This is a genomic window from Providencia sp. PROV255 (assembly GCF_028478065.1).
In the GTDB taxonomy this organism is placed as follows: Bacteria; Pseudomonadota; Gammaproteobacteria; order Enterobacterales; family Enterobacteriaceae; genus Providencia; species Providencia rettgeri.
Genome location: NZ_JAMPMI010000008.1, coordinates 174346 through 199845, shown reverse-complemented (window position 1 = coordinate 199845; position 25500 = coordinate 174346). Strand labels below are relative to the sequence as shown.

24 protein-coding genes are annotated in these 25500 nt (G+C 38.8%); 18 read left to right on the top strand and 6 right to left on the bottom strand.

Annotated features, from left to right (window positions below; all coding sequences use genetic code 11):
* Positions 1-4: 4 nt before the first annotated feature.
* From nudB to ruvB, 5 genes are all read left to right on the top strand, one after another.
* Positions 5-436: a dihydroneopterin triphosphate diphosphatase gene (gene nudB / locus PR725_RS07795; protein ID WP_004910680.1), complete on the top strand. Its 432-nt coding sequence runs from the start codon at positions 5-7 to the stop codon at positions 434-436.
* 30 nt (positions 437-466) lie between these two features.
* Positions 467-1210 (top strand): YebC/PmpR family DNA-binding transcriptional regulator, encoded by a 744-nt coding sequence (locus PR725_RS07790; RefSeq protein WP_004255032.1) that lies wholly within the window; start codon positions 467-469, stop codon positions 1208-1210.
* A gap of 269 nt (positions 1211-1479) precedes the next feature.
* A complete protein-coding gene (gene ruvC / locus PR725_RS07785; RefSeq protein ID WP_004910683.1) occupies positions 1480-2001 on the top strand; it encodes a crossover junction endodeoxyribonuclease RuvC in 522 nt (173 codons plus the stop codon).
* A gap of 142 nt (positions 2002-2143) precedes the next feature.
* Positions 2144-2761, top strand: coding sequence for a Holliday junction branch migration protein RuvA (ruvA, locus tag PR725_RS07780; RefSeq protein ID WP_004910685.1), 618 nt, complete (start codon positions 2144-2146; stop codon positions 2759-2761).
* 16 nt (positions 2762-2777) lie between these two features.
* Entirely contained in the window at positions 2778-3788 is a 1011-nt protein-coding gene (gene ruvB, locus PR725_RS07775; RefSeq protein ID WP_004255021.1) for a Holliday junction branch migration DNA helicase RuvB, read from the top strand.
* A 105-nt stretch (positions 3789-3893) separates the two neighbouring features.
* Here the strand turns inward: ruvB and znuB are convergent, their stop codons facing one another.
* Complete coding sequence (gene znuB / locus PR725_RS07770) at positions 3894-4679, bottom strand: zinc ABC transporter permease subunit ZnuB (RefSeq protein ID WP_109911322.1); 786 nt, start codon at positions 4677-4679, stop codon at positions 3894-3896.
* Positions 4672-5439, bottom strand: a complete 768-nt coding sequence (gene znuC, locus PR725_RS07765) for a zinc ABC transporter ATP-binding protein ZnuC (RefSeq protein WP_004910688.1) — start codon at positions 5437-5439, stop codon at positions 4672-4674. Before znuC ends, znuB begins: the two co-directional genes overlap by 8 nt.
* 76 nt (positions 5440-5515) lie before the next feature.
* Between znuC and znuA the strand changes: the two genes are divergently transcribed.
* The 9 genes from znuA to PR725_RS07720 all read left to right on the top strand — a co-directional run bounded on the left by znuA (position 5516) and on the right by PR725_RS07720 (position 16041).
* Positions 5516-6475, top strand: a complete 960-nt coding sequence (znuA, locus tag PR725_RS07760; protein WP_004910690.1) for a zinc ABC transporter substrate-binding protein ZnuA — start codon at positions 5516-5518, stop codon at positions 6473-6475.
* Positions 6476-6495: 20 nt separating this feature from the next.
* Positions 6496-7836 (top strand): murein DD-endopeptidase MepM, encoded by a 1341-nt coding sequence (mepM, locus tag PR725_RS07755; protein WP_004910692.1) that lies wholly within the window; start codon positions 6496-6498, stop codon positions 7834-7836.
* A gap of 118 nt (positions 7837-7954) precedes the next feature.
* The gene (lpxM, locus tag PR725_RS07750; protein ID WP_004910694.1) at positions 7955-8929 is read left to right on the top strand and encodes a lauroyl-Kdo(2)-lipid IV(A) myristoyltransferase; all 975 of its coding nucleotides are present in this window, start codon (positions 7955-7957) and stop codon (positions 8927-8929) included.
* 718 nt (positions 8930-9647) lie between these two features.
* Complete coding sequence (locus tag PR725_RS07745) at positions 9648-10535, top strand: LysR family transcriptional regulator (protein WP_123382001.1); 888 nt, start codon at positions 9648-9650, stop codon at positions 10533-10535.
* 158 nt (positions 10536-10693) lie between these two features.
* Positions 10694-11215 (top strand): fimbrial protein, encoded by a 522-nt coding sequence (locus PR725_RS07740; RefSeq protein WP_110731910.1) that lies wholly within the window; start codon positions 10694-10696, stop codon positions 11213-11215.
* A gap of 56 nt (positions 11216-11271) precedes the next feature.
* Complete coding sequence (locus PR725_RS07735; RefSeq protein ID WP_109913286.1) at positions 11272-11943, top strand: fimbrial biogenesis chaperone; 672 nt, start codon at positions 11272-11274, stop codon at positions 11941-11943.
* A 1-nt stretch (position 11944) separates the two neighbouring features.
* Positions 11945-14431: a fimbria/pilus outer membrane usher protein gene (locus PR725_RS07730; RefSeq protein ID WP_272568393.1), complete on the top strand. Its 2487-nt coding sequence runs from the start codon at positions 11945-11947 to the stop codon at positions 14429-14431.
* An 8-nt stretch (positions 14432-14439) separates the two neighbouring features.
* Positions 14440-15456 carry a fimbrial protein gene (locus tag PR725_RS07725; RefSeq protein WP_109913284.1) on the top strand — a complete coding sequence of 339 codons (1017 nt, stop codon included), beginning with the start codon at positions 14440-14442 and terminating at the stop codon, positions 15454-15456.
* Positions 15457-15612: 156 nt separating this feature from the next.
* Positions 15613-16041, top strand: a complete 429-nt coding sequence (locus PR725_RS07720; protein ID WP_004910701.1) for a DUF7832 domain-containing protein — start codon at positions 15613-15615, stop codon at positions 16039-16041.
* A gap of 52 nt (positions 16042-16093) precedes the next feature.
* Here PR725_RS07720 and pyk read toward each other — a convergent pair whose 3' ends face one another.
* Positions 16094-17536: a pyruvate kinase gene (gene pyk, locus PR725_RS07715; protein ID WP_272568390.1), complete on the bottom strand. Its 1443-nt coding sequence runs from the start codon at positions 17534-17536 to the stop codon at positions 16094-16096.
* 200 nt (positions 17537-17736) lie between these two features.
* Complete coding sequence (locus PR725_RS07710; protein ID WP_004910703.1) at positions 17737-18582, bottom strand: MurR/RpiR family transcriptional regulator; 846 nt, start codon at positions 18580-18582, stop codon at positions 17737-17739.
* Positions 18583-19054: 472 nt separating this feature from the next.
* Here PR725_RS07710 and zwf point away from each other — a divergent pair, with 472 nt between their 5' ends.
* Positions 19055-20530 (top strand): glucose-6-phosphate dehydrogenase, encoded by a 1476-nt coding sequence (gene zwf, locus PR725_RS07705; RefSeq protein ID WP_004910705.1) that lies wholly within the window; start codon positions 19055-19057, stop codon positions 20528-20530.
* Between the two features lie 107 nt (positions 20531-20637).
* Here zwf and pdxK read toward each other — a convergent pair whose 3' ends face one another.
* Positions 20638-21486 carry a pyridoxine/pyridoxal/pyridoxamine kinase gene (pdxK, locus tag PR725_RS07700; RefSeq protein ID WP_004910707.1) on the bottom strand — a complete coding sequence of 283 codons (849 nt, stop codon included), beginning with the start codon at positions 21484-21486 and terminating at the stop codon, positions 20638-20640.
* Between the two features lie 633 nt (positions 21487-22119).
* On the opposite strand from pdxK, the gene mdtJ reads away from it, so the two are divergent.
* Together mdtJ and mdtI are read left to right on the top strand one after the other, a co-directional pair.
* The gene (gene mdtJ / locus PR725_RS07695; RefSeq protein ID WP_004910709.1) at positions 22120-22548 is read left to right on the top strand and encodes a multidrug/spermidine efflux SMR transporter subunit MdtJ; all 429 of its coding nucleotides are present in this window, start codon (positions 22120-22122) and stop codon (positions 22546-22548) included.
* A 1-nt stretch (position 22549) separates the two neighbouring features.
* Positions 22550-22882: a multidrug/spermidine efflux SMR transporter subunit MdtI gene (gene mdtI, locus PR725_RS07690; protein WP_004254980.1), complete on the top strand. Its 333-nt coding sequence runs from the start codon at positions 22550-22552 to the stop codon at positions 22880-22882.
* Positions 22883-23059: 177 nt separating this feature from the next.
* Here mdtI and PR725_RS07685 read toward each other — a convergent pair whose 3' ends face one another.
* Positions 23060-23407 (bottom strand): RidA family protein, encoded by a 348-nt coding sequence (locus PR725_RS07685; RefSeq protein ID WP_004254978.1) that lies wholly within the window; start codon positions 23405-23407, stop codon positions 23060-23062.
* Positions 23408-23556: 149 nt separating this feature from the next.
* Between PR725_RS07685 and PR725_RS07680 the strand changes: the two genes are divergently transcribed.
* Positions 23557-25482, top strand: a complete 1926-nt coding sequence (locus PR725_RS07680; protein WP_004910714.1) for an ATP-dependent DNA helicase — start codon at positions 23557-23559, stop codon at positions 25480-25482.
* Positions 25483-25500: the final 18 nt, after the last annotated feature.

Genomic DNA, 25500 nt, shown 5'->3' with positions numbered 1-25500 from the left:
TTCAATGAAAAAATATAAGCGCCCGGAATCGATATTAGTCATTATTGTGGCTCAAAGTAGTGGACGGGTGCTTATGTTACGACGTAAAGACGACCCAGACTTCTGGCAATCAGTGACCGGAAGTTTGGAGCCTGATGAAACGCCGTATGAAACGGCGTGTCGTGAAATTAAAGAAGAAACGGGTTTTGAGGTTGAACAAAACCAGCTGCAAGATTTGTCGCACAGTATCATCTTTGAAATTTTCCCACATTTCAGGCATCGTTATGCACCTGATGTTACGCATTGCAAAGAACATTGGTTTAAAATGGTGCAAAGTGAAGAAAAAATGCCATTACTGACGGAACACAGCGAATATCGTTGGCTAGCCCCTGATGAAGCGGCGAGCTTAACGAAATCCTGGAGCAATAGTCAGGCTATTTTAGAATTTGCTGTTTAATTATTTATTGACGTTTTTTGGAGATATTTCATGGCAGGTCATAGTAAATGGGCCAACACCAAACACCGTAAAGCGGCACAAGATGCTAAGCGCGGTAAAATTTTCACTAAAATTATCCGTGAATTAGTCACAGCAGCCCGCTTAGGTGGTGGTGATCCCGCAACAAACCCACGTTTACGTGCAGCGGTGGATAAAGCATTATCGAACAACATGACTCGTGACACCTTAAACCGTGCTATCGCACGTGGTGTTGGTAATGATGATAACGATAATATGGAAACCATCATTTATGAAGGTTATGGCCCGGGCGGGACAGCAGTTATGGTTGAATGCTTAAGTGATAACCGTAACCGTACTGTTTCAGAAGTGCGCCATGCATTCACTAAAACAGGTGGTAACTTGGGTACAGACGGCTCCGTTTCTTACTTATTTACTAAACGCGGCGTGATCACTTATGCACCGGGCGTTGATGAAGATGCCATAATGGAAGCGGCATTAGAAGCGGGTGCTGATGATGTTGAAACTTATGATGATGGTGCAATCGATGTTTACACAACGCCAGAAACTTTTGGTGAAGTGAAAGACGCATTAGATGCTGCGGGTTTTACCAGTGAAGCTGCAGAAGTATCAATGATCCCGTCGACCAAAGCAGAGCTGGATGCTGAAACGGCGCCTAAATTGTTACGTCTTATTGATATGTTAGAAGATTCAGACGATGTACAGGAAGTTTACCACAATGGTGATATTTCTGACGAAGTCGCTGCCACACTGTAATTTGTGAGGCACTAAATGGCGGCATAGTCATTTAGCATAATCCGCGTAGAGAAAGCGGGCTGGCGCAGTCTGTTTTCTCTAACGCCTTCTACTCTTTCCTTTCCCTTATCCGCTATACTTTCTTCTATATCAACGAGCTAACTCGCTTTTAGTTTTTATCAGCTATTCAAATAGCTATTTAGTTGAAATTGATAGTATTATGAGATGGATAGTATTATGAAGCTTATTAGAACAACATGATTAATATAAAGAGGTATAAGTAAATTTATATGGCGATTATTTTAGGTATTGACCCCGGTTCTCGTGTTACGGGATACGGTGTTATTCGCCAGCAAGGCCGGCAACTACTGTATTTAGGTAGTGGGTGTATTCGTACACAAGTTGATGATTTACCAAGTCGTCTGCAACGAATTTACGCGGGTGTCTCGGAAATTATCACACAATATCAACCGGATGTACTATCCATTGAACAAGTTTTTATGGCGAAGAATGCGGACTCCGCATTAAAACTTGGGCAAGCGAGAGGCGTGGCCATTGTTGCTGCTGCAAACATGAATATACCCGTATTTGAATATGCAGCTCGTCAGGTCAAACAAACAGTTGTAGGTACGGGAGCCGCAGAAAAAAGCCAAGTACAGCATATGGTTAAATCAATTCTAAAATTGTCAGCGAGCCCACAGTCTGACGCAGCAGATGCTTTGGCAATTGCGATTACACATTGCCATTTCAATCAAAATCTTTTAAAAGTTGGCGACCCACGGTTAGTTTTAACTCGTGGACGTTTAAGATAGCGAGTTTATCTTAAACAGAATTGCTTATTAATAAATAGCGTGTGGCTGGATATGCATCCAGCATTTTTTGTGGTATAAACAACAGTATTAATGATAATAAACCAACCTGCTCAAGGTTTAGTTAGTAATAGAGGGCTTCAATGTGATAGGTCGTTTACGTGGTATTGTTTTAGAAAAGCAACCTCCAATCGTATTATTAGAACTACAAGGTGTCGGTTATGAAGTCCATATGCCAATGACTTGTTTCTATGAACTGCCCGATATTGGTCAGGAAGCTATTGTTTTTACTCACTTTGTTGTTCGTGAAGATGCCCAGTTACTCTATGGTTTTAACGATAAGCAAGAAAGGGCATTATTTAAAGAGCTGATCAAAGTAAATGGTGTTGGCCCCAAATTAGCCCTCGCGATTTTATCCGGTATGTCTGCTCAACAATTTGTTTCCGCTATCGAACAAGAAGCTATTGCATCACTGGTTAAATTACCTGGAATTGGTAAGAAAACCGCAGAACGTTTAGTGGTCGAAATGAAAGACCGCTTCAAAGGCCTCAATGGGGATTTATTTAATCCAAATAGCGACATTAATCTGCCAAATGTAAACAGTAAAGTTCCCAATATGGCGGATATCGAAGCAGAAGCTGCCGCCGCATTGATTGCTTTAGGGTATAAACCACAAGAAGCAAGTCGAATGGTGAGTAAAGTTGCAAAACCGGATAGCGATTCTGAAACATTGATCCGTGATGCCCTTCGTGCCGCACTTTGATTGAGAGAATTTTAATATGATTGAAGCTGATCGCCTAATAACTGCTGAAGTATTACAGTCAGATGAAGAAGCTATTGACCGTGCGATCAGGCCAAAGCTATTGAATGAGTATATTGGTCAGCCTCAGGTTAAAGACCAAATGGAAATATTTATTCAAGCAGCGAAAATGCGAGGCGATGCGCTTGACCATCTGCTCATCTTTGGCCCTCCAGGGTTAGGAAAAACAACTTTAGCAGGGATTGTTGCAAATGAACTCGGTGTTAATCTGCGTACAACTTCAGGGCCCGTATTAGAAAAAGCAGGCGATTTAGCTGCCATGCTAACTAATTTAGAGCCCCATGATGTCCTATTTATTGATGAAATCCATCGATTATCCCCAGTTGTTGAGGAAATACTTTATCCCGCAATGGAAGATTACCAACTCGATATCATGATAGGTGAAGGGCCTGCAGCGCGCTCGATTAAAATTGATCTCCCGCCTTTCACATTAATTGGTGCAACGACTCGGGCAGGGTCGCTCACATCACCATTACGTGATCGCTTTGGTATTGTGCAACGGCTAGAATTTTATCAAGTTGATGATTTACAACATATTGTCAAGCGTAGTGCCCAATATATGGGGTTAGATATCACCGAAGAAGGTGCGCTACAAGTTGCGATGCGTTCAAGGGGAACTCCACGTATCACTAACCGTTTGTTACGTCGTGTGCGGGATTTTGCTCAAGTGAAAGGTGATGGTTCGATTGATGGGCTAATTGCTAACCAAGCTTTGGACATGTTAAATGTCGATGCTGCAGGTTTTGATTATTTAGATAGAAAGCTTCTAGTTGCTATCATTGATAAATTTATGGGTGGTCCTGTTGGTGTTGATAACCTCGCAGCAGCCATTGGGGAGGAGCGTGAAACCATAGAGGATGTTTTAGAGCCTTATCTTATCCAGCAAGGTTTTATTCAGCGTACCCCTAGAGGTCGAATGGCGACGGTTCATGCGTATAACCACTTTGGCTTAACGCCTAAAGAAATTTAATTATATTAAATGAATAAATATGGCCCCAACATTGTTTTCAATGTTGGGGCCATTTGCATTAAAAATAGTATGTAATGACTGAAATTATGTAGCTTAAAGCTTAAATTAATTTTTCGCTTTTATTGCTAAGCTAAGTACAAATAGTATAGCCGACACCAACACAACTGACGGCCCAGCAGGAGTATCGTAGAAAGCAGAGAAAGTTAGCCCCCCGGTTACAGCAATCATACCAATTAAGACAGCGATGAAAGCCATTTGCTCAGGTGTTCGAGCAAAACGCCGAGCCGTTGCTGCAGGTATAATCAATAAAGACGTAATAATTAACGCCCCAACAAATTTCATAGCGATACCAATTGTTAGTGCGGTAACTAACATCAGTAATAAACGCAGTCTTTGAATATTAATCCCATCAACAAAAGCAAGCTCAGGGCTAACCGTTATGGACAAAAGTGCCCGCCAACGATAAAAAAGCAACCCACAAACGACAATAACGCCAATAAAAATCGTTATAATATCTTCATAGCTTACTGAGAGTAAGTCACCAAATAAGTAAGCCATTAGGTCAACGCGGACATTAGCCATTAAGCTAACAACGACTAAACCTAAAGACAGTGAACTGTGTGCCATAATACCCAGTAAAGTATCAACAGCAAGTTGTGGGCGTTTTTCTAGCCAAACCAAAATTAAGGCTAATAGTAAAGTGACAGCAATAACGGCATAGAATGGGTTGATATTTAATAGAAGCCCAAATGCGACCCCTAACAATGAAGCATGAGCTAGCGTATCGCCAAAATAGGACATTCGGCGCCATACAACAAAAGAGCCTAGAGGACCTGCCGCAATGGCAAGTAGCATGCCTGCTATCCAGCCAGGTAATAGTAACTCAATCATGTTTGCAGTCCTTGCTGTGCTGGTGACCAACAATAATATTGCCTTCTAAATCATGTTGATGATTATGTTGATGGCGGTATACACCAAGTTGTTGTGCACCGCGATAACCAAACATAGCGACAAATTCTGGGTGGTTTGAAACAACATCGGGCGCACCAGAACAGCAAATATGGCCGTTAATGCAAAGTACTTTATCTGTTTTTGCCATCACGAGATGCAAGTCATGGGAAACCATTAATACAGCGCAGTTAAGCTCAGTTCTTAATTGGTTGATTAAGTCATATAGTGCAACTTGACCTGTGATATCAACACCTTGAGCTGGCTCATCAAGTACGAGGAGATCCGGTTTATTGAGTAGGGCACGAGCCAGTAAAACACGTTGTGTTTCACCGCCTGATAACTTTTGCATCGGTTGTTCAAGTAAATGCGTTGCTTTGACTCTTTCGAGTGCAGGTAACAAATGCTCTTTACGAACACCAAGTTTTAATAACATAAAACGTTTAACAGTAAGGGGTAGCGTCGTATCCAAATGAAGTTTTTGTGGAACATAGCCAATAGCGAGAGAAGAAGGACGCGTAATAGTACCTGATGTAGGGGCAAGTAGCCCGAGTACAACACGTACAATTGTTGATTTTCCAGCTCCATTCGGGCCTAAAAGGGTTACGATATCACCTTTATTCAGTTCAAAGGTAACATCATTGAGAACCTGTTTTTCGCCAAATGAAACAGAAATCTTATTTAAAGTCAGTAATGGTTGCATGTGAAAAACATCTTGCAGAATTCATGTTGTGTTATATTATAACATTTCAAAATCAAAATCACGGAAAAAGACTGCTATGATACATAAATCGAAAAACATTGCCTGCAAATTTCTTTTTGGAGCAGTGGCGAGCTCCGTATTAAGTGCAACAATGGTATCAGCTGCGAATGCTGATGTTGTGGCCTCAATACGCCCACTGGCCTTTATTGCCGCGGGAATTGCAGATGGTGTCACTGAGACACAAGTTTTATTACCAGACGGTGCTTCGCCCCATGATTATGCACTTAAACCTTCTGATTTGAAAAAAATTAAACAGGCTGATTTATTCGTATGGGTTGGTCCTGATATGGAGATGTTTTTACAGAAGCCAATCAATACATTACCACAGAATAAACGCCTAGCACTGGCTGAACAGAAAAATATTAAGCCACTTCTTATGGCAGAGTCCCATGAAGATGAACACGACCATGAACATGGAGATGAAGCTAATCATGACAAGGATCACGAACATCATCACCACGGTGAGTATAATATGCACATCTGGTTGTCTCCAGAAATTGCAAATTTTGCTGCGCAAGACATTTATGAGCGTTTAGTAGAGCTTTATCCTGAACAAAAAGATAAGCTAGACGTAAACCTTCGTAAATTCAAAGAAAATATGACGCAAAATGATCAGAAAATTGCTAGTATTTTGCAGCCAGCTAAAAACAAGGGTTATTTTGTTTTTCACGACGCTTATGGCTACTTTGAAAAACACTATCAATTAGCTCCATTGGGGCACTTTACGATAAACCCAGAAATACAACCTGGCGCGCAGAAATTACATCAAATACGAACACAATTGGTTGAGCATAAAGCGCAATGTGTTTTTGCTGAGCCTCAATTCAGGCCTGCTGTGATTGAAAGTGTAGCACGTAATACGGGGGTGAAAATGGGAACTCTCGACCCACTAGGAATTGGGCTGGCAATAGGGCCGGATAGCTACATGCAGTTTTTGACTCAATTATCAGAGCAATACGCCAGCTGCCTGGATTAAAAATAGAAGGAATTGTTTAAGTGCAGCAAATGGCCAAAAGTCTGGCTCAGGTATACGGTAGCCTGTCTAGAACACACAAAATTGTATTAAGTACGCTCACTGTAGCGACTATGGCCGTCGCAATTTGGCGGCCAGTTCATGTACCAACAACAGCTGAATATGATGGTACACCGGATACCATCATTCCGCTTTCATTATTACCTGCAAGTGATGCTACCGACGATATAATTCAAGACAGTAGTGAACAGCTACCAGATGAAGGCCTCGCTGATACTGAAGCAGAAGCCGTAGAGACGGGAGGAGTGGCTGCGCCTCTCGTCCATGAATATGTTGTTGCAAGTGGTGATAACTTAACGACTATTTTAACTCAATTCGGTATTGAAGCTGGTGACGTTGCAACACTATCTAACCAACATAAATCACTGAGAAATCTGAAGATAGGCCAGTCATTAAATTGGTCGTTAACTGATCAGGGTGAGTTAGAGTCATTAACATGGGAAGTTTCTCGCCGTGAGACCCGTGTATTTACCCGTGTTGGGACGACAAACAAATTTGAAGAAGCTAAGCAGATTCGCGAAGGTGAATGGACTAACAGTGTTTTAAACGGTACGGTTGACGGCACATTTGCGCAAAGTACAAATAAAGCGGGCTTAACGCGTAATGAAGGCCGCGAGGTAATTAAAGCCTTACAATGGCAGGTTGATTTCAAAAAATTGAAAAAAGGCGATAAGTTCAGTGTATTAATGAGCAGGGAAATGCTTAATGGTCGTAGTGAACAGAGCCAACTTATTGGTGTTCGCCTACAAACGAATGGAAAAAGCTATTATGCTTTTCGTGCTGAAGATGGGCGTTATTATGACAGTGAAGGGAATGGTTTAGAACGTGGTTTTTTACGTTTTCCAACTGCTAAGCAGTTTAGAGTCTCTTCACAATTCAACCCTCGGCGAGTTAACCCAGTTACTGGGCGCGTAGCACCGCATAAAGGTGTGGATTTCGCAATGCCTGTTGGCACACCAGTACTTGCTGTTGGCGATGGCGAAGTGATTGTTTCAAAATACAGCGGCGCTGCAGGTAACTTTATTGCAATCCGTCATGGCCGCCAATATACAACTCGTTATATGCACTTACGTCAATTATTAGTTAAGCCAGGCCAGAAAGTTAAGCGCGGTGATCGTATTGCGTTATCAGGCAATACAGGGCGTTCGACTGGTCCTCATCTACATTTTGAAATGTGGGTAAATCAACAAGCGGTAAATCCACTCACCGCAAAATTACCGAGTTCTGGTGGTTTAACAGGAAAAGAGCGTAAAGAATATTTAGCGCTTGTGAAAGAAACGAAACCACAACTCAAGCTACAGTAATTTAAGTTTCTATTTTTATCACTGGCAGGTACTTGTATCTGCCAGTTTTCTTTGTAATGCTCCCGTAAACTATTATTATAAGCTATAGAAAGATGGCTATTATTCACTTGAGTACAGCATGAATAAAGATCAAGACACTGATAGTAAAAAAGGCTATGTGCCAACTTTTCACCGTTCTTACCTATTACCTAAATATTGGGGGGTGTGGCTAGGGGCTGGTGTTTTAGCGGGATTGGCTTTCATTCCTGTTAAGATCCGTGACCCTTTACTTGCTAAAATAGGAAAATGGGTTGGGCGGCTTGCTAAAAGTGGCCGTCGTCGTGCCAAAATTAACTTACTTTATTGTTTTCCGGAATTGACCGAACATCAACGAGAAGAGTTAGTTGATCGCATGTTTGAAACCGCACCACAGTCTTTTGTCATGTTGGCAGAGTTATGTCTTCGTGGTGCGAGTAAAACGCTAGCGAGGACACATTGGCATAATCAAGAAATTATAGAGCGCTTAAAACAGCAGCAAAGTAATGTTATTTTTATGGTTCCTCATGGCTGGGCTGTTGATGCGCCAGCCATGTTATTAGCAGCAAAAGGCCAACAAATGGCTGCAATGTTTCATCACCAAAAGAACCCTGTTGCCGATTACTTATGGAATAAAGCGAGATACCATTTTGGGGGGCGTTTGCACTCAAGAGAGGCGGGGATTAAGCCTTTTATCGCTTCTGTTAGGCAAGGTTATTGGGGCTTTTATCTTCCTGACCAAGATCATGGTGAAGAGCATAGTGAATTTGTTGATTTTTTTGGTACATATAAGGCGACATTACCTGCTATTGGTAGGCTAATGAAAGTTTGCAAAGCGAAAGTTGTACCGCTATTTCCCGTTTATGACCATAAAACGCACCAATTGCATATTTATATCCGTGAACCAATGGATGATATCGATGGTAAGGATGATAAGTACATCGCACGAAGAATGAATGAGGAACTGGAATATTTGGTTTCTCCGAATTTAGAACAATACACATGGATATTAAAGCTATTAAAAACGCGTAAAGAGGGGGAGATAGAACCTTATCAGCGTAAAGATCTCTACCGTTAGTGTTTAGTTTTACAGAATAGTGTTTAAGCCATTACTTTTCAAGTAATGGCTTTTTTTATTTAAAAGTGTGTATTTATAGAATGAACGAGGGTTCATATTATTACTTGCCTAACATCAGATAAACTAGAACTAATAAATATCAAACCGTATCGTTTTAAGTAATTATTATGCTGATGATATTATCACTGGCAGTAATTAGCCAGTGTAACATTAATCATGAAATTAGATCTTAGTATATATACTGAAGCAGCTTTATTTCAATGTTTGTATTGTGATATTCCTTTTTATTTATCTAATGTAAAGCCAACCATGTAGTAGATAACATTATAAAATTATCATTAAATGACTAGCCAGTTATGGTTATTATTTGTATGCTTTACAATAATTATGATTGAGTATTGGTTTTTTCTTCTAAAATTATTTTTTTCATCTTTATGAAATTATTATTTTTTTAATTTAAAATTGAAATTATTTATTGGTTATTTATTGGTTATTTATGTTAATTATATGATAAGTGTAAGGCTATATTTAAAATATAAAATCAATCTTTATATTAAAAATTATTCCTTACATACTAAAAAAAAGAGAATAAATAATTTTAAACATATGAGTAAATACTAAGCATTATGTATAATCACTTATTAACGATATATAAAATATATTGCTATATTTTAATTATATAATAAAAATGACTCCCAGATTAATACTTGGAGACTCTATGGAAAAAACTCGAACAACGTTAGATCAATGGATAACTCTACAGGCAGTGGTTGACTACGGTGGTTTTGCTCAAGCAGCTGAAATTTTGCATAGGACACAATCATCAATTAGCTACACCATTAGTAAATTAGAGCAAACATTGGAAATTGAAATATTTTCTTTAGAAAAACGTCGTGCAGTATTAACTAAACAAGGAGAGCAGCTATTAGCGCTATCGAGAGAGGTAACAAATAAAGCAATTTCATTAGAAGAGGTTGCTAAATCATTAAATTATGAAGGAAATAATAAAATTAATATTGTTATTGATTCACTATATCAAAGTGATGAAATACTGAAGAAAATTGGGGGGTTAAGTCGCTCTAGAAAGGATTATGATATTGATTTGAAACGTGTTTTATTAAAAAAAACAGATGTTTTTGAAGTTAAAAATTATGATTTATTAATTACTCACCATTATGTTGAGTCGCTAAACCCTATATTTCTTGAGCAAGTTGAGGCGGTGTTTGTATCCAATCCAAATCATAAGCTTCAACATTGTCAGGCTGATAATGTATTGAAATCAATGGAAAAAACAACATTGATTGCTTTGGGAACTACAGATATGGATAGTATAAAAAGCATCCAAACCATTCATGTTCCTAATGTGGATTTAGCAATTCAATTAACAGAGAATTCGATTGGGTATTTATGGTTACCAAAAAATTTAGTCCAGAAGGAATTGAATAATAATTCATTAAAAGAGCTGAAAACAGCAAATAAAAAATCATTCTATAATTTTTATATGTATCTGAATAAAAATTCAATGGCTAATGAAATTTTAAGATACCACCTAATTGATAATGAAAAAGCTAAATTAATGAGTCAATTAATGAATAACCAAAATTAAACATAAATATTTTAGATGTCATTTTAAAAAATTCAATGTATCCATTAGTTAACTTAACTAAAGGTAAATGGTATATTCCTTTAGAACATCTAATATGAGTAATTTATTTATTCATATAATAGTAATTAATAATTAAAAATTTTATTATAGGAACTATTATGAGTATTCTAAAAAAATCCCTAGCAGTAATAGGGGTTGCTTTAGCTGTAACATCTGCGCCAACTGTTTTTGCTTCAGGTACAATTAATTTTACCGGGGAAATAACTGACATTGCTTGTACAGTTGATAGTAATTCAAAAAATTTAAATGTTGATCTTGGAAAGGTATCAGCTAAAAGTTTAGCTGCACAGGGTGAAGTTGCAGGATTGAAAGACTTCACGATTAAGCTTGTTGATTGTCCAGCAAACTCGAAAGTAACTGTACGCTTTGGTGGTACACGTGATACTGCAGACCGCGATATTCTTGCCATCAACCAAGGTGCAGGTGTTGCAAATAATGTCGGTATTGCTTTATTTGAAAAAGACGCAACAACACAAATCAAATTATTTGATGACTCAAAACAAATTGAATTCGATGGTGCAACTGTAGACTTAGATTACGTAGCTCGTTATAAAGCTACAGGCGCAGCAACTGCAGGTCCTGCTAATAGTAGTGCAGTATATAGCATTCAATATCATTAATTATTTGGAGGGCACAATGGTTGCCCTCTTTCTCACATCAATATCATGGCTGTTTTATGAAAAAAATATTTTTTTCAATCTGTATATGTTTATTTTCTATTTCTAACATCTCTCAAGCGTCAGGTATTAGTGTAGGTGGAACACGTTTTGTCTATGAAGAAAACAAACGTGAAATTGATATCCCGATTTTTAATAGTGATAAAGAAAAACCATTTTTAATCCAAAGTTGGGTTTCTCCATTTAATGGTGAGGGTAAAGCACCATTTATTGCTACGCCACCATTATTCCGAATTGAACCAGATACAAATGGCTCAGCGAGAATTTCATACATAGGTGAACCTATAAATTCAAATGAAGAAAAAATCTATTTGCTTAATATTAAATCAATACCACCGAAAAATAATAGTATTGAAAATGAGCTACAGATAATTATAAACTCACAATTTAAATTATTTTTAAGGTCGAAAGATATTGAACCTTTTGATTTTGAGAAGGTTAATTTAGTTGAAAAATCAGATGGAGTTATGATTGATAACCAAACACCATATCATTTATCAATCAAAAATATTCTTATCAATGACAAGGTTATTGATGGCGCTAGCTTAATATACCCATTTAAAAATGACTACATTCTTAAGAAAAAAATAAATAATGGTGATTCAATAGTTGTTCAGTTTATTAATGATTATGGCGCTATCATAGAGAAAAAACCAAGTAAGAGTATCTAAGATGTCAATTCTCTATACCAAAAATAGACTTATGTATTCTAAAGTTTTTACTACGATCAGCTTGATATTGTATGCCAATAATACAATTGCTGAAGATATATTTGATATCAATGCCATCAACACTGGAATTGAAAGTCAAGTTGCCGATGTGAATAGCTTGGGCTACTTGTCATCCACAGGTGGGCAATTACCAGGTGACTATTTTGTTGATATTTATATTAATGATCAACGGGTGGACAATAAGAATATTACATTTTTATTTGATGATAAAACTAAAAAACTACTCCCTAAAATAACAAAAAAAATGCTACTAGATTGGGGGGTAAAAAACTCAGCAAGCGAAAAATTCTCAGTAATTGAAAGTGATGAATATTTGAACGATATTGCTCAAATTATTCCTAGCGCTAATTATCAATACAAATTCGAAATCCAACAGCTACAAGTTAGTATTCCTCAAATTGGTTTAGAAAATACTAGCCGAGGTTACGTTGAACCGAAAGAATGGGACGATGGAATTAATGTGGCATTTGTTAATTACACTGCAAGATTTAATAAGCATTGGTACCAAAATAGAGATAACAGAGATAATACATTCTTAGGTTTAAGAAGCGGTATTAATATAAATGCTTGGCGTTTGCGTAGCTATAGCACATATAGTAATACAACCAATGAAACAAATTGGAATAACTTACAAACCTATATAGAGCGAGATATCAGAAGTTTAAAAAGTCGATTAACGATTGGTGAAACATCCTCTGATAATGGTGTGATGGAAAGCAACCCTTATCGTGGGATAAGGTTAGCTTCCGATGAAAGTATGTTGCCTCAAAGTGAAAGAGGTTTTGCACCGACAGTCACAGGAATTGCACAATCAAATGCGATTGTTACTATTAGGCAAAATGGTAATGTGATTTATCAAACAACTGTACCCCCCGGTGAGTTTTCAATTAATGATTTATATCCAACTTCATACAGTGGTGACCTTGAGGTCTCCATTGAAGAAGCTAATGGAACAATCCGATCTTTTATTCAGCCGTTTTCAGCGGTACCAATGATGCAAAGGGCAGGTGCATTAAAATATAGTGTAGATATTGGTAAATATAATGTTGATAGTGCACGGCGTAAACCAAATTTTGCGCAAGCATCAGCAATTTATGGGTTACCATATAACTTATCCGCTTATGGAGGTTTTTTAGTTTCCCAAGGCTATCAAGCTTACACAATAGGTACTGGAGTAAACTTAGGTAATATTGGTGCGATATCGACAGATATTACACAAGCATCGGCACGATTGATTGATAAAAAGAAGGCAGAAGGGCAATCATACCGAATTCAGTATTCAAAATATATTCCAGATACAGGCACTTCTTTTTCTTTAGCATCATATCGCTATTCAACAAAGAATTATTATGATTTCTCTGATTCGAATAATTACTTTTATAACATCGATCGGAAAAAACAACAGTTTCAAGCATCAGTATCCCAATCACTTAACGGAATAGGTTATTTATCAGTGAATGGTTACCAGCAATATTATTGGGATAAAAGTGGTTCAGATAAAAATCTAACAATGAGTTTTAGTTCTAATTATAATTCGATGAATTACAGTGTTGCTTATTCTTATACAAAGCAAGATTATTCGAATACCAATGACGAAATGCTGTCATTAAATTTAAGTATTCCTTTTGATTTAGGGTGGAGAAATAATTGGATCAATTATAGCTATAATACCAGTAAAAAAGGCGACTCTATTAGCTCATTGAGTTTTAATGGTACGCAATTAGAAGATAATAATTTGCAGTATGACCTCACACAAAGATACCACCATAGCCATGATGAATATAGTAATTCCATTAGTGCAAGCTATATAGTTTCATCAGGGGAATACAGTGCAGGCTATAATTATGATCCTAAATATCATTCTGTCTATCTAGGTGCAACAGGAGCATTATTACTGCATTCTGGAGGGCTAACGACATCACGTACTATTTATGATTCTGCAGTGCTCGTAAAAGCTGAAGATATTGATAATTTAAAAGTGAATAATGCGCAGTCGCTCTATACTAACTCTTCAGGCTTTGCTGTAATTCCTACGGTTACACGCTATGAACGAAATAAAATTAGTGTCGATACTGCAACATTAAGTGGTAATAATGATGTTGCTATTAATACAACAACTGTCGTTCCTACTCAAGGAGCTATTGTATTAGCTAATTTTCAAGCAAAACGCGGCGCTAGAGTATTACTAAAACTGCAGCATGCAGGCAAACCAATTGCATTTGGCACACAAGTTTCTGTTATAGAAAATGAAGAGCAAGTGACTGGAGGTATTGTTGCAAATGATGGGGAAGTGTATTTAAGTGGTGTTCCAGAGCAAAGTATCGTCATTGTAAAATGGGGTAATAGTCATAATCAACAATGTACAGTTCCACTTTCATTATCGTTAGAAAATGAAAAAATTCAGTTTATAGAACGAACTTGTGAATAGGAGTCGTCATGAATAATTTAGGATTAAAAATCGGCATTCCGTTACTTTTATATTCACAATTTGGTGTTGCAGAATTTAGGGCTGAATTTACTAACCAACTTGTTAATTCAAATAAAACACTTTATGTCTCACGCACATTACCGGTAGGTACTTTTATTGGTTCAGTTGATTTAGGTACGCATTCCCCTTGGGTGTGGTGGAATGTAACTGGTAATACAGAAGTTGGTATATATTTACCAAACGTATCTGGGAATTCAAGGTACATTTCTGGTGTAGGCTATGTGAGAGAAGTTAATAGTTCAGGTGTTGGTTATGCTTTACATGGAACAGTGATGAGCCCTTGCTCTGGTTCTGCGTATGTTGATGGAGTAAATACGAAAGATGGAAATATTAGTAATAGGTTAATTTGTGGTTCTAATGCATCATCAGCAAGATATACTGTAAAGTTAAGAGCAGATTTTTATAAAGTTGGTAATAATGTTAAAAACCAAACTTTACCAACCACTTATGCTGCGATGTTAATTTTGTTCAATAATAGTTTTATTGCTTCAGACTCATATGGAAGAATTGAACCAAAAGTGACTATAGGGCCAATTAATATTATTTCGAGTGGTTGCGAAGTTAAAAATAAGTCAATAGATGTGCCGTTCGGTAAAGTCAGCAAATCGTCGTTTACAGGTGTTGGTTCAACAAGCTCCGTGAGTAAAAGAAACTTTCAAATTCAATTAGACTGCGACCCTATATCACCGATAAAAATTACGTTTATTGGATCGCAAGACACAAGCCAAACACCGGGGGCAATTGCACTCAATAATTTAACTGATGAAAATACAGCGAAGGGCTATGCAATCCAAGTAAAATATAACGGAGCACCAATTAAGCTTAATCAGTTAATGCCTATCGTTGAACAAAATAATGTAGGCAAATATAACATTCCGTTGGAAGCTGCTTATATCCAAACTCAATCTATAACAACTGCTGGGGAAGCAAACGGTACGCTACAATTTAATCTACAATATCACTAAGCTCTATTTGCTCTGCACGTAACAGAAGTGAACTGCAGAGTTTTACTGTTTTGTATTACTTATTATTTAGCCATCATTTTGCACTTTATCTTAATTTATCACTAACCTGAAGTAAGTTATAGTTAGCTTTTATTGATGAATAAGTTGAGGACGACTATGGCATTTGATCGTATGGATTGGCATTACGGTGGTGATTATCCATCAGACTTACCAAATGAGAATGGAGGCACCCATATTGGCTTTTATTTAACATGGATTATTCATAATAATTTAGTAGGAGAATTTCATACTGAAGAATCAGGGGAAGAACTCGCATTAGTTAAAGCTCGAAAGTTGGATGGTCGTGAATTTTTGATGACAATGTGTGATGAAAAATTTATAGATGAAGATTTAAGTGATGAAGGTAATGCTTTTACTCAGTTTTACTATGCAGCGGAAGAGAAGGGCTATTTTGAAGATTATGAACGTGTCCTTAAAGGCCATTTACCAACAACTTACCATATAGAAAATTCATGGGAAAATTATGATAAAATTGCCCCTGTAATTAGCGAAGCATATGCCAAATGGAAACAAGCTCAAGGTTAGATAGAGCACTAATATAAAAGACAGCCCCCACCTATAGGCGAGGGCTAAAAGATTATTCGACCTCTAGAATACGACAAGTATTCGTGCTACCTACGGTGCCCATTAAGTCACCCTGAGTGACAAGAACCACGTCACCACTCATTAAATAGCCGTTATCACGTAAACGCGTCACTGCTTCATTAGCAGCCGCAATACCATCTGTGTGGGTGCTACAGAAAACAGGGGTAACACCACGGTATAGAGAACATTGGTTGAGCGTTTTTTCATGACGAGACATTGCAAAAATAGGCAAGCCAGAACTGATACGAGACATCATACGAGCAGTACGACCAGACTCAGTCATTGCAATGATAGCTTTAACCCCTTTAAGGTGGTTAGCTGCATACATTGTTGACATAGCAATTGCTTCTTCTGGGCTGCTAAATTCTGCATCTAAACGGTGTTTAGATACATTCAGGCCAGGCATTTTTTCTGCACCAAAGCAAACTTGTGCCATTGCAGCTACCGTTTCTGCAGGGTACTGGCCTGCGGCAGTTTCAGCGGAAAGCATAACGGCATCGGTACCATCCAACACCGCATTCGCGACGTCCATGACTTCGGCCCGCGTTGGCATTGGGTTAGTGATCATCGATTCCATCATTTGTGTTGCAGTGATAACCACGCGATTTAATTGACGTGAACGACGGATTAATTTTTTCTGAACAGCAACTAACTCAGGATCGCCAATTTCTACACCGAGGTCACCACGAGCAACCATGACGACATCAGAAGCGAGAATAACCTCATCCATGACTTCATCATTGGCAACGGCTTCAGCACGCTCGACTTTAGCAACAATTTGACATTCACAACCCGCATCACGAGCTAGTCGGCGCGCATAATCTAAATCTTCACCAGAGCGAGGGAATGAAACGGCTAAATAGTCGACATTAATTTTGGCTGCGGTTTTTATATCTTCTTTGTCTTTGTCTGTTAATGCTTCAGCAGAAAGACCACCACCGAGTTTATTAATACCTTTATTGTTAGATAATTGGCCACCAACAGTAACTTCTGTAAGGACTTGTAATCCTTGGACTTCTCGGACTTTTAATTGAACACGCCCATCATCAAGAAGTAAAATATCGCCTGGAACGACATCGGCAGGTAAGCCTTTATAGTCGATACCCACTTTTTCTTGGCAACCTTCACCTTTACCTAAATTGGCATCAAGAATGAATTTATCACCAATATTGAGGAAAACTTTACCATCTTTAAACGTAGAAACACGAATTTTAGGGCCTTGTAAATCACCGAGGATAGCAACGTGACGTCCTAAACGAGCGGCAATCTCACGTACTTTATTAGCACGCAATAGATGGTCTTCTGGAGTTCCGTGGGAGAAGTTAAGGCGAACAACGTTGGCGCCAGCATTGATAATTTTTTCAAGATTATTATCGCGATCGGTAGCTGGACCAAGAGTTGTAACAATTTTAGTTCTTCTAAGCCGTCTAGACATGTATTACTCCGTTGACCTGTAATGGTGTTGATAAAAGAGTGAAACCATTTCACCCCATTTCGAAACCTGTTTACTGCAAATAGGGATGCTGACACGAGCACAGCTATTATATACAGCCAATTTCTTAATGCTATCAGGTCTGTAAAACTATTAAAGCCTGAAAAGCAAAGAAAAGCATTTATACTGTCAGTTTATTGCCTTTAGATGCTATCAAACCGCGAATCACGTAATGCTTCTTTGACGCGCTTCAAGTTATCTCTAAATTTTTCACCTCTTCTTAACGTAAAACCCGTTGTTAATACGTCAATGACTGCGAGCTGAGCCATTCTTGATACCATCGGCATGTAGATATCTGTATCTTCAGGCACATCAATAATGATAGGTAGGGTAGCGGCTTGGGATAGCGGAGAGTTTTCTGAGGTAATTGCTATGACGGTGGCATCGTTTTCCCTTGCTAAACGAGCCATATCAACTAATGCTTTTGTTCTTCCCGTATGGGAAATGAGCACAATAACGTCTCCTTCAGTACTATTGATACAGCTCATACGCTGCATGACAATATCATCGAAGTATATGACAGGAATATTAAAGCGGAAAAATTTATTCATTGCGTCGTGGGCGACGGCAGCAGAAGCACCAAAGCCAAAAAAACTGATTTTTCGTGCTTGGGTTAATAAATCAACTGCACGGTTAATTGCACTAATATCGAGCGTGTGTTTCACATTATCTAACCCGGCCATAGCCGATTCGAAAATTTTGTGAGTATAGGTATTTACTGTGTCAGTTTCTTCTATATGGCGATTGATGTAAGGGGTTCCATTGGCTAAGTTTTGTGCTAATCGTAATTTAAAATCAGGGAATCCTTTCGTGCCCATTTTCCGACAAAAGCGGTTTACTGTTGGTTCGCTAACATCTGCTAATTGCGCTAGAGTGGCGATACTAAGATGAATGGCATTTTGTGGCATACCTAAAATAACCTCAGCCACCTTTTTTTCTGATTTACTTAAAAAATCGAGACTTGTTTTCATTTGTTCTAAAATATTCATATAGCAAAAGCGCCTATTTCATCGAAAGGAGAAATTTGTGAGTCATCACGTTATCCTATTGTTGATTTTTAATTTCTTGTCGTGATGCTGTAATAGAGATTGAAAATATACTATGTAAGATATGTAAGCTATCTGAATGCAGGTGATAACTAGCAGCTTTTTGTGAAACTTTGACCCGTATCTAATTTTCAGATTAGTAAACATCCTACATATTTTGTTATTTTTTTACGGAAGCTGTCTCCATTCAGTTAAATCGCATCTTTTTAATACACTAAAAATTATTCAGTGTGTAACATAAGAGCAAACAGGGAATATGTTGTTTTTTTCATCATAAAAACTGTGATCGGTATCATGAAGATTTACTGGGCACTAGCAACAGGGTACATTAGCGGAATTAGGGCTAATTTTAACAAAATTACAATAAGGCCTATCCTAGTTAGGTCTTACATTCCGCAAATTGAGGAGAACCAATATGGCGGTACATAATGCTGCTCAAGCTTGTGACTTAATTATTTTTGGCACCAAGGGAGACCTCGCTCGTCGTAAGCTGTTGCCATCGCTTTATCAGTTAGAGAAAGCAGGTTACATTCATCCAGACACGCGTATTATTGGTGTCGGTCGAGCTGAATGGAGTCAAGATGATTATGTCCACTTTGTCAAAGAAGCGTTAGATAAGTTCTTAAAAGAAGATCTCGATTCAGCATTGTGGGAAAAATTGAGCTCTCGCTTGGATTTTTGTAACTTAGACGTTAACCAGACTGAAAGTTTTGTGCGTTTAGCTGAAATGTTAAAACAAGATGCACAACCGGCTATCCATTACTTTGCCATGCCACCGAGCACCTTTGGTGCAATGTGCCAAGGACTGGGTCATGCTAAATTAAATAAAAAGCCAAATCGTGTTGTCATGGAAAAACCACTGGGAACGGATTTAGCGTCATCACAAGAAATTAATAATGAAGTGGCCAAGTATTTTGATGAAAGCCAAGTTTATCGTATTGACCACTATCTTGGTAAAGAAACAGTTTTAAATTTACTCGCACTGCGTTTTGCAAACTCGTTATTTATCAATAACTGGGACAACCGCACTATCGATCATGTCCAGATCACAGTTGCAGAAGAAGTGGGAATCGAAGGTCGTTGGGGTTATTTCGATCAAGCAGGCCAAATGCGTGATATGGTGCAAAACCACTTATTGCAAATCTTAACGATGATTGCGATGTCACCACCGGCAGATTTAACTACTGACCGTATTCGTGATGAAAAAGTGAAAGTCTTACGTTCTTTACGTCGCATTGACCATACTAATGTGCGTGAAAAGGCTGTACGTGGGCAATATACCTCTGGTTTTGTTCAGGGCAAAAAAGTCCCTGGATATCTAGAGGAAGAGGGGGCGAATAAGCAAAGTATGACTGAGTCATTCGTTGCTTTGCGTGTTGATATTGATGACTGGCGTTGGGCGGGCGTGCCTTTCTATTTACGTACAGGGAAACGCCTACCGGCTAAATGTTCAGAAGTTGTGGTTTATTTTAAAAAGCCCGCGTTAAATATTTTCTCGGAAAGTTATCAAGATCTACCTCAGAATAAATTAACTATTCGTTTGCAGCCAGACGAAGGGATTGATATTGAAATTATGAATAAGGCACCAGGCCTTGATCATAAACACCGTTTACAAACCACTAAATTGGATTTAAGTTTCTCCGAAACTTTCAACCAAACTCACCTTGCTGACGCCTATGAACGTTTATTGCTTGAAGCAATGCGCGGCATTCAAGCACTGTTTGTTCGCCGTGATGAAGTAGAAGAAGCATGGAAATTTGTTGATTCTATTATAGATGCATGGGCAATGGACAATGAAGCGCCTAAACCATACCAGGCAGGGACTTGGGGGCCGATTGCATCTGTAGCGATGATTGCTCGTGATGGTCGTTCGTGGAATGAGTTCGAATAAAATTATCAATACTTGAAATATTAGACGGTGTATTGACTAAAATGGCGGGATAATCCCGCCATTTCTCTATGCTTGTTATATCGTGTTATATCGTGTTATATCGTGGTTTAAAGAATCAATTCACTACGTCCTGTAGCAGCCATGTGAATAATCGCTTGTTCAATGCGTAAACACGCCATTTTAGCGGCATCAGGAACGGACAGCCCAGCTAATAATTGTGCGGTGAGTTCTGCACCAAATAAATCCCCCGTTCCTTTTGGCGTGACAGGGTAACGTTTGTGGCGGATCACGGCCACGTCATCTTTGGTAACACAGACCACTTCGATATTATCATCATCAGGCTGGAAAGCACTTGTGATGATTACCCACTGTGTATTTCCTTTCAATAAGCTGCGGGCTGCAGTTGTTGCATCATCCAAATTATTAACTTGTTTGCCACTTAAGGTCATGAGCTCGAATTTGTTTGGAATAATTCCTGTTGCTAAAGGTATGACTTTATCACGGTAGACCTCGGCAATTTCAGGGGGAATATAAAAACCACTGTCCTCATCCCCCATGACTGGGTCAACAATAACCGGCAGTGCGGCTCGTTCTTTGCGGACGAGGGTTAACCAGTCAGCTAAGTCTTGAGCTTTTTCTGGGGAGCCTAGATAACCAGTCAAAATAGCTCTTACAGAATCTAAACTACCACGTTCAACAAAACCGTTTAAATAACCACGAAACCACTCTCCAGGTAACTCCCCACCATAGCAAGTGGTATAATGAGGAGTATTACTCAGTACTACGGTAGGGACTGCAGCTACTCGTAAACCTTGTTTTGTCAACGCTGGAACGGCAATGCTATTCCCAACGCTGCCATAAATAACTTGCGACTGAATTGATACGACATCATAAGGTAATGGTGTTGCATCTGCGGCATTTTGGAAACTATTGGAGGTAAGGCTAAAGGTATTCATGGCACTCTCTTCGGCATATTACAATCATATGGCTACTATAAGAAGCTTGTTCAATCAGGTTGTCAATGTTAAAAATCGAATAGTATATTTTAGGTGTGATGAGAGTATAAAAAGTGGAATAAAGAGATTTTTTTATAAAATAATTCCAATGAAAAATTTATCGTTGCCGCTTGTTTATTCGTATAATTGTTGATAGTTCAAGGGTTGATTAGCATATAAATGAATAGTTATTCATATTTTATTCAATGCAAAAAATGTTTATATTCATTGACTTAATAAAGTTGGCATGCTAAAAATAAGCTGAAATTAACTATCAACATGAGGGTTCGGAGTAAATTGGGTAGATGTCTACCTGATGAAAAGAATAAGATATCATGCTTAGCTCAACTAGCGGCAAGATCAGCAAGTCCCAAAAAAGAACGACACACAGGCTTTTCCTTTCAGCTATCCTTTCCAGTGAACACTACTGGTGTGGTGCATTATAGCGTCTCTCTCGATTATTCATTTCGCTGAATAAACTCAGCAACACCTTGTTATTTATTTGAATTTTCAACAATCGCGCAATAGTAATTTGTCTATTTGTTCTGTACAAAAAACAGGCTATTACGTGGCTGTACATAGAGAGATATTATAATGATTTACTGGATATTTTTAGTATTAGCTATCGTTGCCGAGGTTATCGGTACATTATCAATGAAACATGCCAGCGTTAGTGGTGATTTCACCGGTATGGTGGTGATGTATGTCATGATAGCAACATCATACATTTTGCTTGCCATTGCAGTTAAAAAAGTGGCATTAGGTGTCGCCTATGCACTCTGGGAAGGTATTGGCATTCTTTTTATCACAACATTTAGTGTCATGTGGTTTGGAGAATCACTATCACCGATGAAAATAGGTGGATTAGTATTACTGATCACCGGTATTGGGTTGATTAAATCAGGCACCAAAAAAGCCACCGTTCGTCAATCTGCACAGAAAGTAAAACAAGTTACACAAAACGCGGTCAATGCTGCCAAAACAAATGCTTTAGTTGGACGCGAAGCTAAGTCGGAGGCGTAATATGGCGAGTCATTTTGAATGGTGGCATGCTGCGTTTTTGATCCTAGCCGTAATATTAGAAATCGCAGCTAACATTTTGTTAAAAATGTCGAATGGATTTAAACGATATTGGATAGGTATTCTCTCCCTAATTGCGGTACTCGGAGCCTTCAGTGCATTAGCGCAAGCTGTAAAAGGAATCGAACTTTCAATTGCTTATGCATTATGGGGAGCATTCGGTATTATCGCCACAGTAGCAGCAGGTTGGATTCTTTTCAATCAACGGCTAAATTATAAAGGCTGGGGGGGAATTGTGTTGCTGTTGCTGGGGATGGTACTTATTAAGATGTCATAATGCTCATCATATTTTGCGTTGTCGCGTCGTTGGCTGCATTCGTTAACCCTAGTCACATACTTTTGTATGCCCCAAGGGATTAACTCACTTGCCGCCTAGCGACATCACAAACTATTTAGAGAATGGATGGGCGCTAATAATTGGCGCCCATTTTTATGCAAAGCAAAACCTGTCTAATCAATCAATTGCTGCAACAATCTTAATTTCAACTTTATATTCTGGCTTCATCAACAATGCTTGGACAGTACAGCGGACAGGCGCACTTCCAGCAACAACCCAAGCATCCCATGCTTGGTTCATACCAGCAAAATCGGCTTTATCAGCAAGAAAAATGGTGGCATCAAGAATTTTACTTTTGTCTGAACCAACACGTTCAAGCATGACATCAATTGCCGCGAGCGTGTTTGCTGTTTGAGCAACAATATCAGCGTCAAGGTTTTCAGGCACACTGGTGTAGTAAATTACATTATTGTGAATAACAGCTTCAGACCAACGATTATCCGGGTCAATACGTTTGATAGTCATAATTATTCCCTATTATACATGTGGCTCAAGAATAACAGTTTGTAGGCTGGATGAAAATCAGTTGTTCAAGGGGATAATAATTACCTCAGCAGGGTTAATAAACTCATGGTAAAGTGTGTCCTCATTATTACTAATAAATAGGTCTTGTAGTGCACGACGATTTTTCTGCGGATGGCTTTTTAGCCAGAACAATTCCCGGTTTTCAGCCTCGAGAAGCACAAGTTACGATGTCGAACGCAGTAACTGGGTCGATTGAGCAGCAGCATGTGCTGGTGGCGGAAGCCGGTACTGGAACAGGAAAAACTTATGCTTATTTAGTTCCTGCATTGCGTAGTGGAAAAAAAGTCATTGTTTCTACGGGGTCAAAAGCCTTACAAGATCAACTGTATCACCGGGACTTACCGACAATTATTGATGCCATGGGTTACACTGGGCGTACAGCCTTGTTAAAGGGGCGATCAAATTATTTATGCTTAGAGCGATTAGACCAACAGTCCCTCGGTGGTGGTAGTCTTGAACCTGAAATATTGTCAGCGGTAGTGAGGCTACGCAGTTGGTCAATTGAATCTGAGTTAGGTGATACGAGTACCTGCCATGATATCGCTGAAGACAGCCCAGTTTGGCCGTTAGTGACGAGTACCAATGATAATTGTCTCGGCAGCGACTGCCCACGTTACCAAGACTGTTTTGTCTTAAAAGCACGTCGTAAAGCCTTAGAAGCGGATATTGTTGTTGTAAATCACCATTTATTTATGGCTGATAGAGTCGTGAAAGACACGGGTTTTGGTGAGCTAATTCCCCAAGCAGAAGTCATGATTTTTGATGAAGCGCACCAAATTCCAGATATCGCCAGCCAATATTTTGGTCAGCAACTTAGCAGTCGTCAACTACTTGATCTTGCACGCGATATGATTATGGCCTATCGAACTGAGTTAAAAGACCAAGTGCAACTACAAAAAAGTGCAGATAGGCTCACGCAAAGTACACTGGATTTCCGGCTCAATTTGGGGGAAAACAGTTTTCGTGGTAATTTACGTGATTTACTAAAACGCCCTGAAGTGCAAAGAGCATTGACATTACTTGATGATTCTCTTGAACTTTGTTACGAAGTGATTAAAACCACTTTAGGCCGATCACAGAGCTTAGACTCAATTTTTGAGCGCGTCACTATTTACCGAAATCGTTTGAATCGTTTAAAAGATGTGACGATTGCGGGTTACAGTTATTGGTTTGAAAGTTATGGTCGCCATTTTTTACTGGCGCTAACCCCCTTAACGGTTGCAGATAAATTCAGCGAAATGATTGCAAGTACGCCAGGCAGTTGGGTTTTCACATCAGCAACTTTGTCGGTAAATGAAAAATTAAGTCACTTCACTGACCGTTTAGGTTTAGTCAGTGCAAAAACGTTATTATTAGCCAGCCCATTTGATTATCAAAGCCAAACCTTATTATGTGTTCCCCGTTTTTTACCCGAGCTCAATCAACGAGGTCTAGCACAAAAATTAGCAACAATGCTACGACCTATGATTGAAAAAAATCAGGGGCGCTGTTTCTTTTTATGTACATCGCACCTGATGATGCGTGAATTGGCCGAAGAGTTTAAATCCTCATTGACATTACCCGTCTTAATGCAAGGGGAAAGCAGTAAAAATAAACTGTTATCCCAATTCATTTCAGCAGGGAATGCCGTTTTAGTTGCTACCAGTAGTTTTTGGGAAGGGGTTGATGTGCGAGGTGATGAACTGACTTGTGTCATTATCGATAAACTCCCATTTACTGCGCCGGATGACCCATTATTAAGAGCGCGTATCGAAGATTGTGAATTACGAGGCGGAGACCCTTTTTCTGATGTTCAATTACCAGATGCCGTGATTACTTTAAAACAAGGTGTCGGGCGGTTAATTCGTGATACCAGTGACTATGGTGTCATCGTTATTTGTGATAACCGCTTAGTGACACGTCCTTATGGTGAGGTTTTTTTACGTAGCCTTCCACCATCACCGCGAACAAGAAGTATACAAAAAGCAATTGCATTTCTTGAAGAGAAAAGACAAGAAGTTAATAGAACGAGGTAAATCCCACCTTGTTTTTCT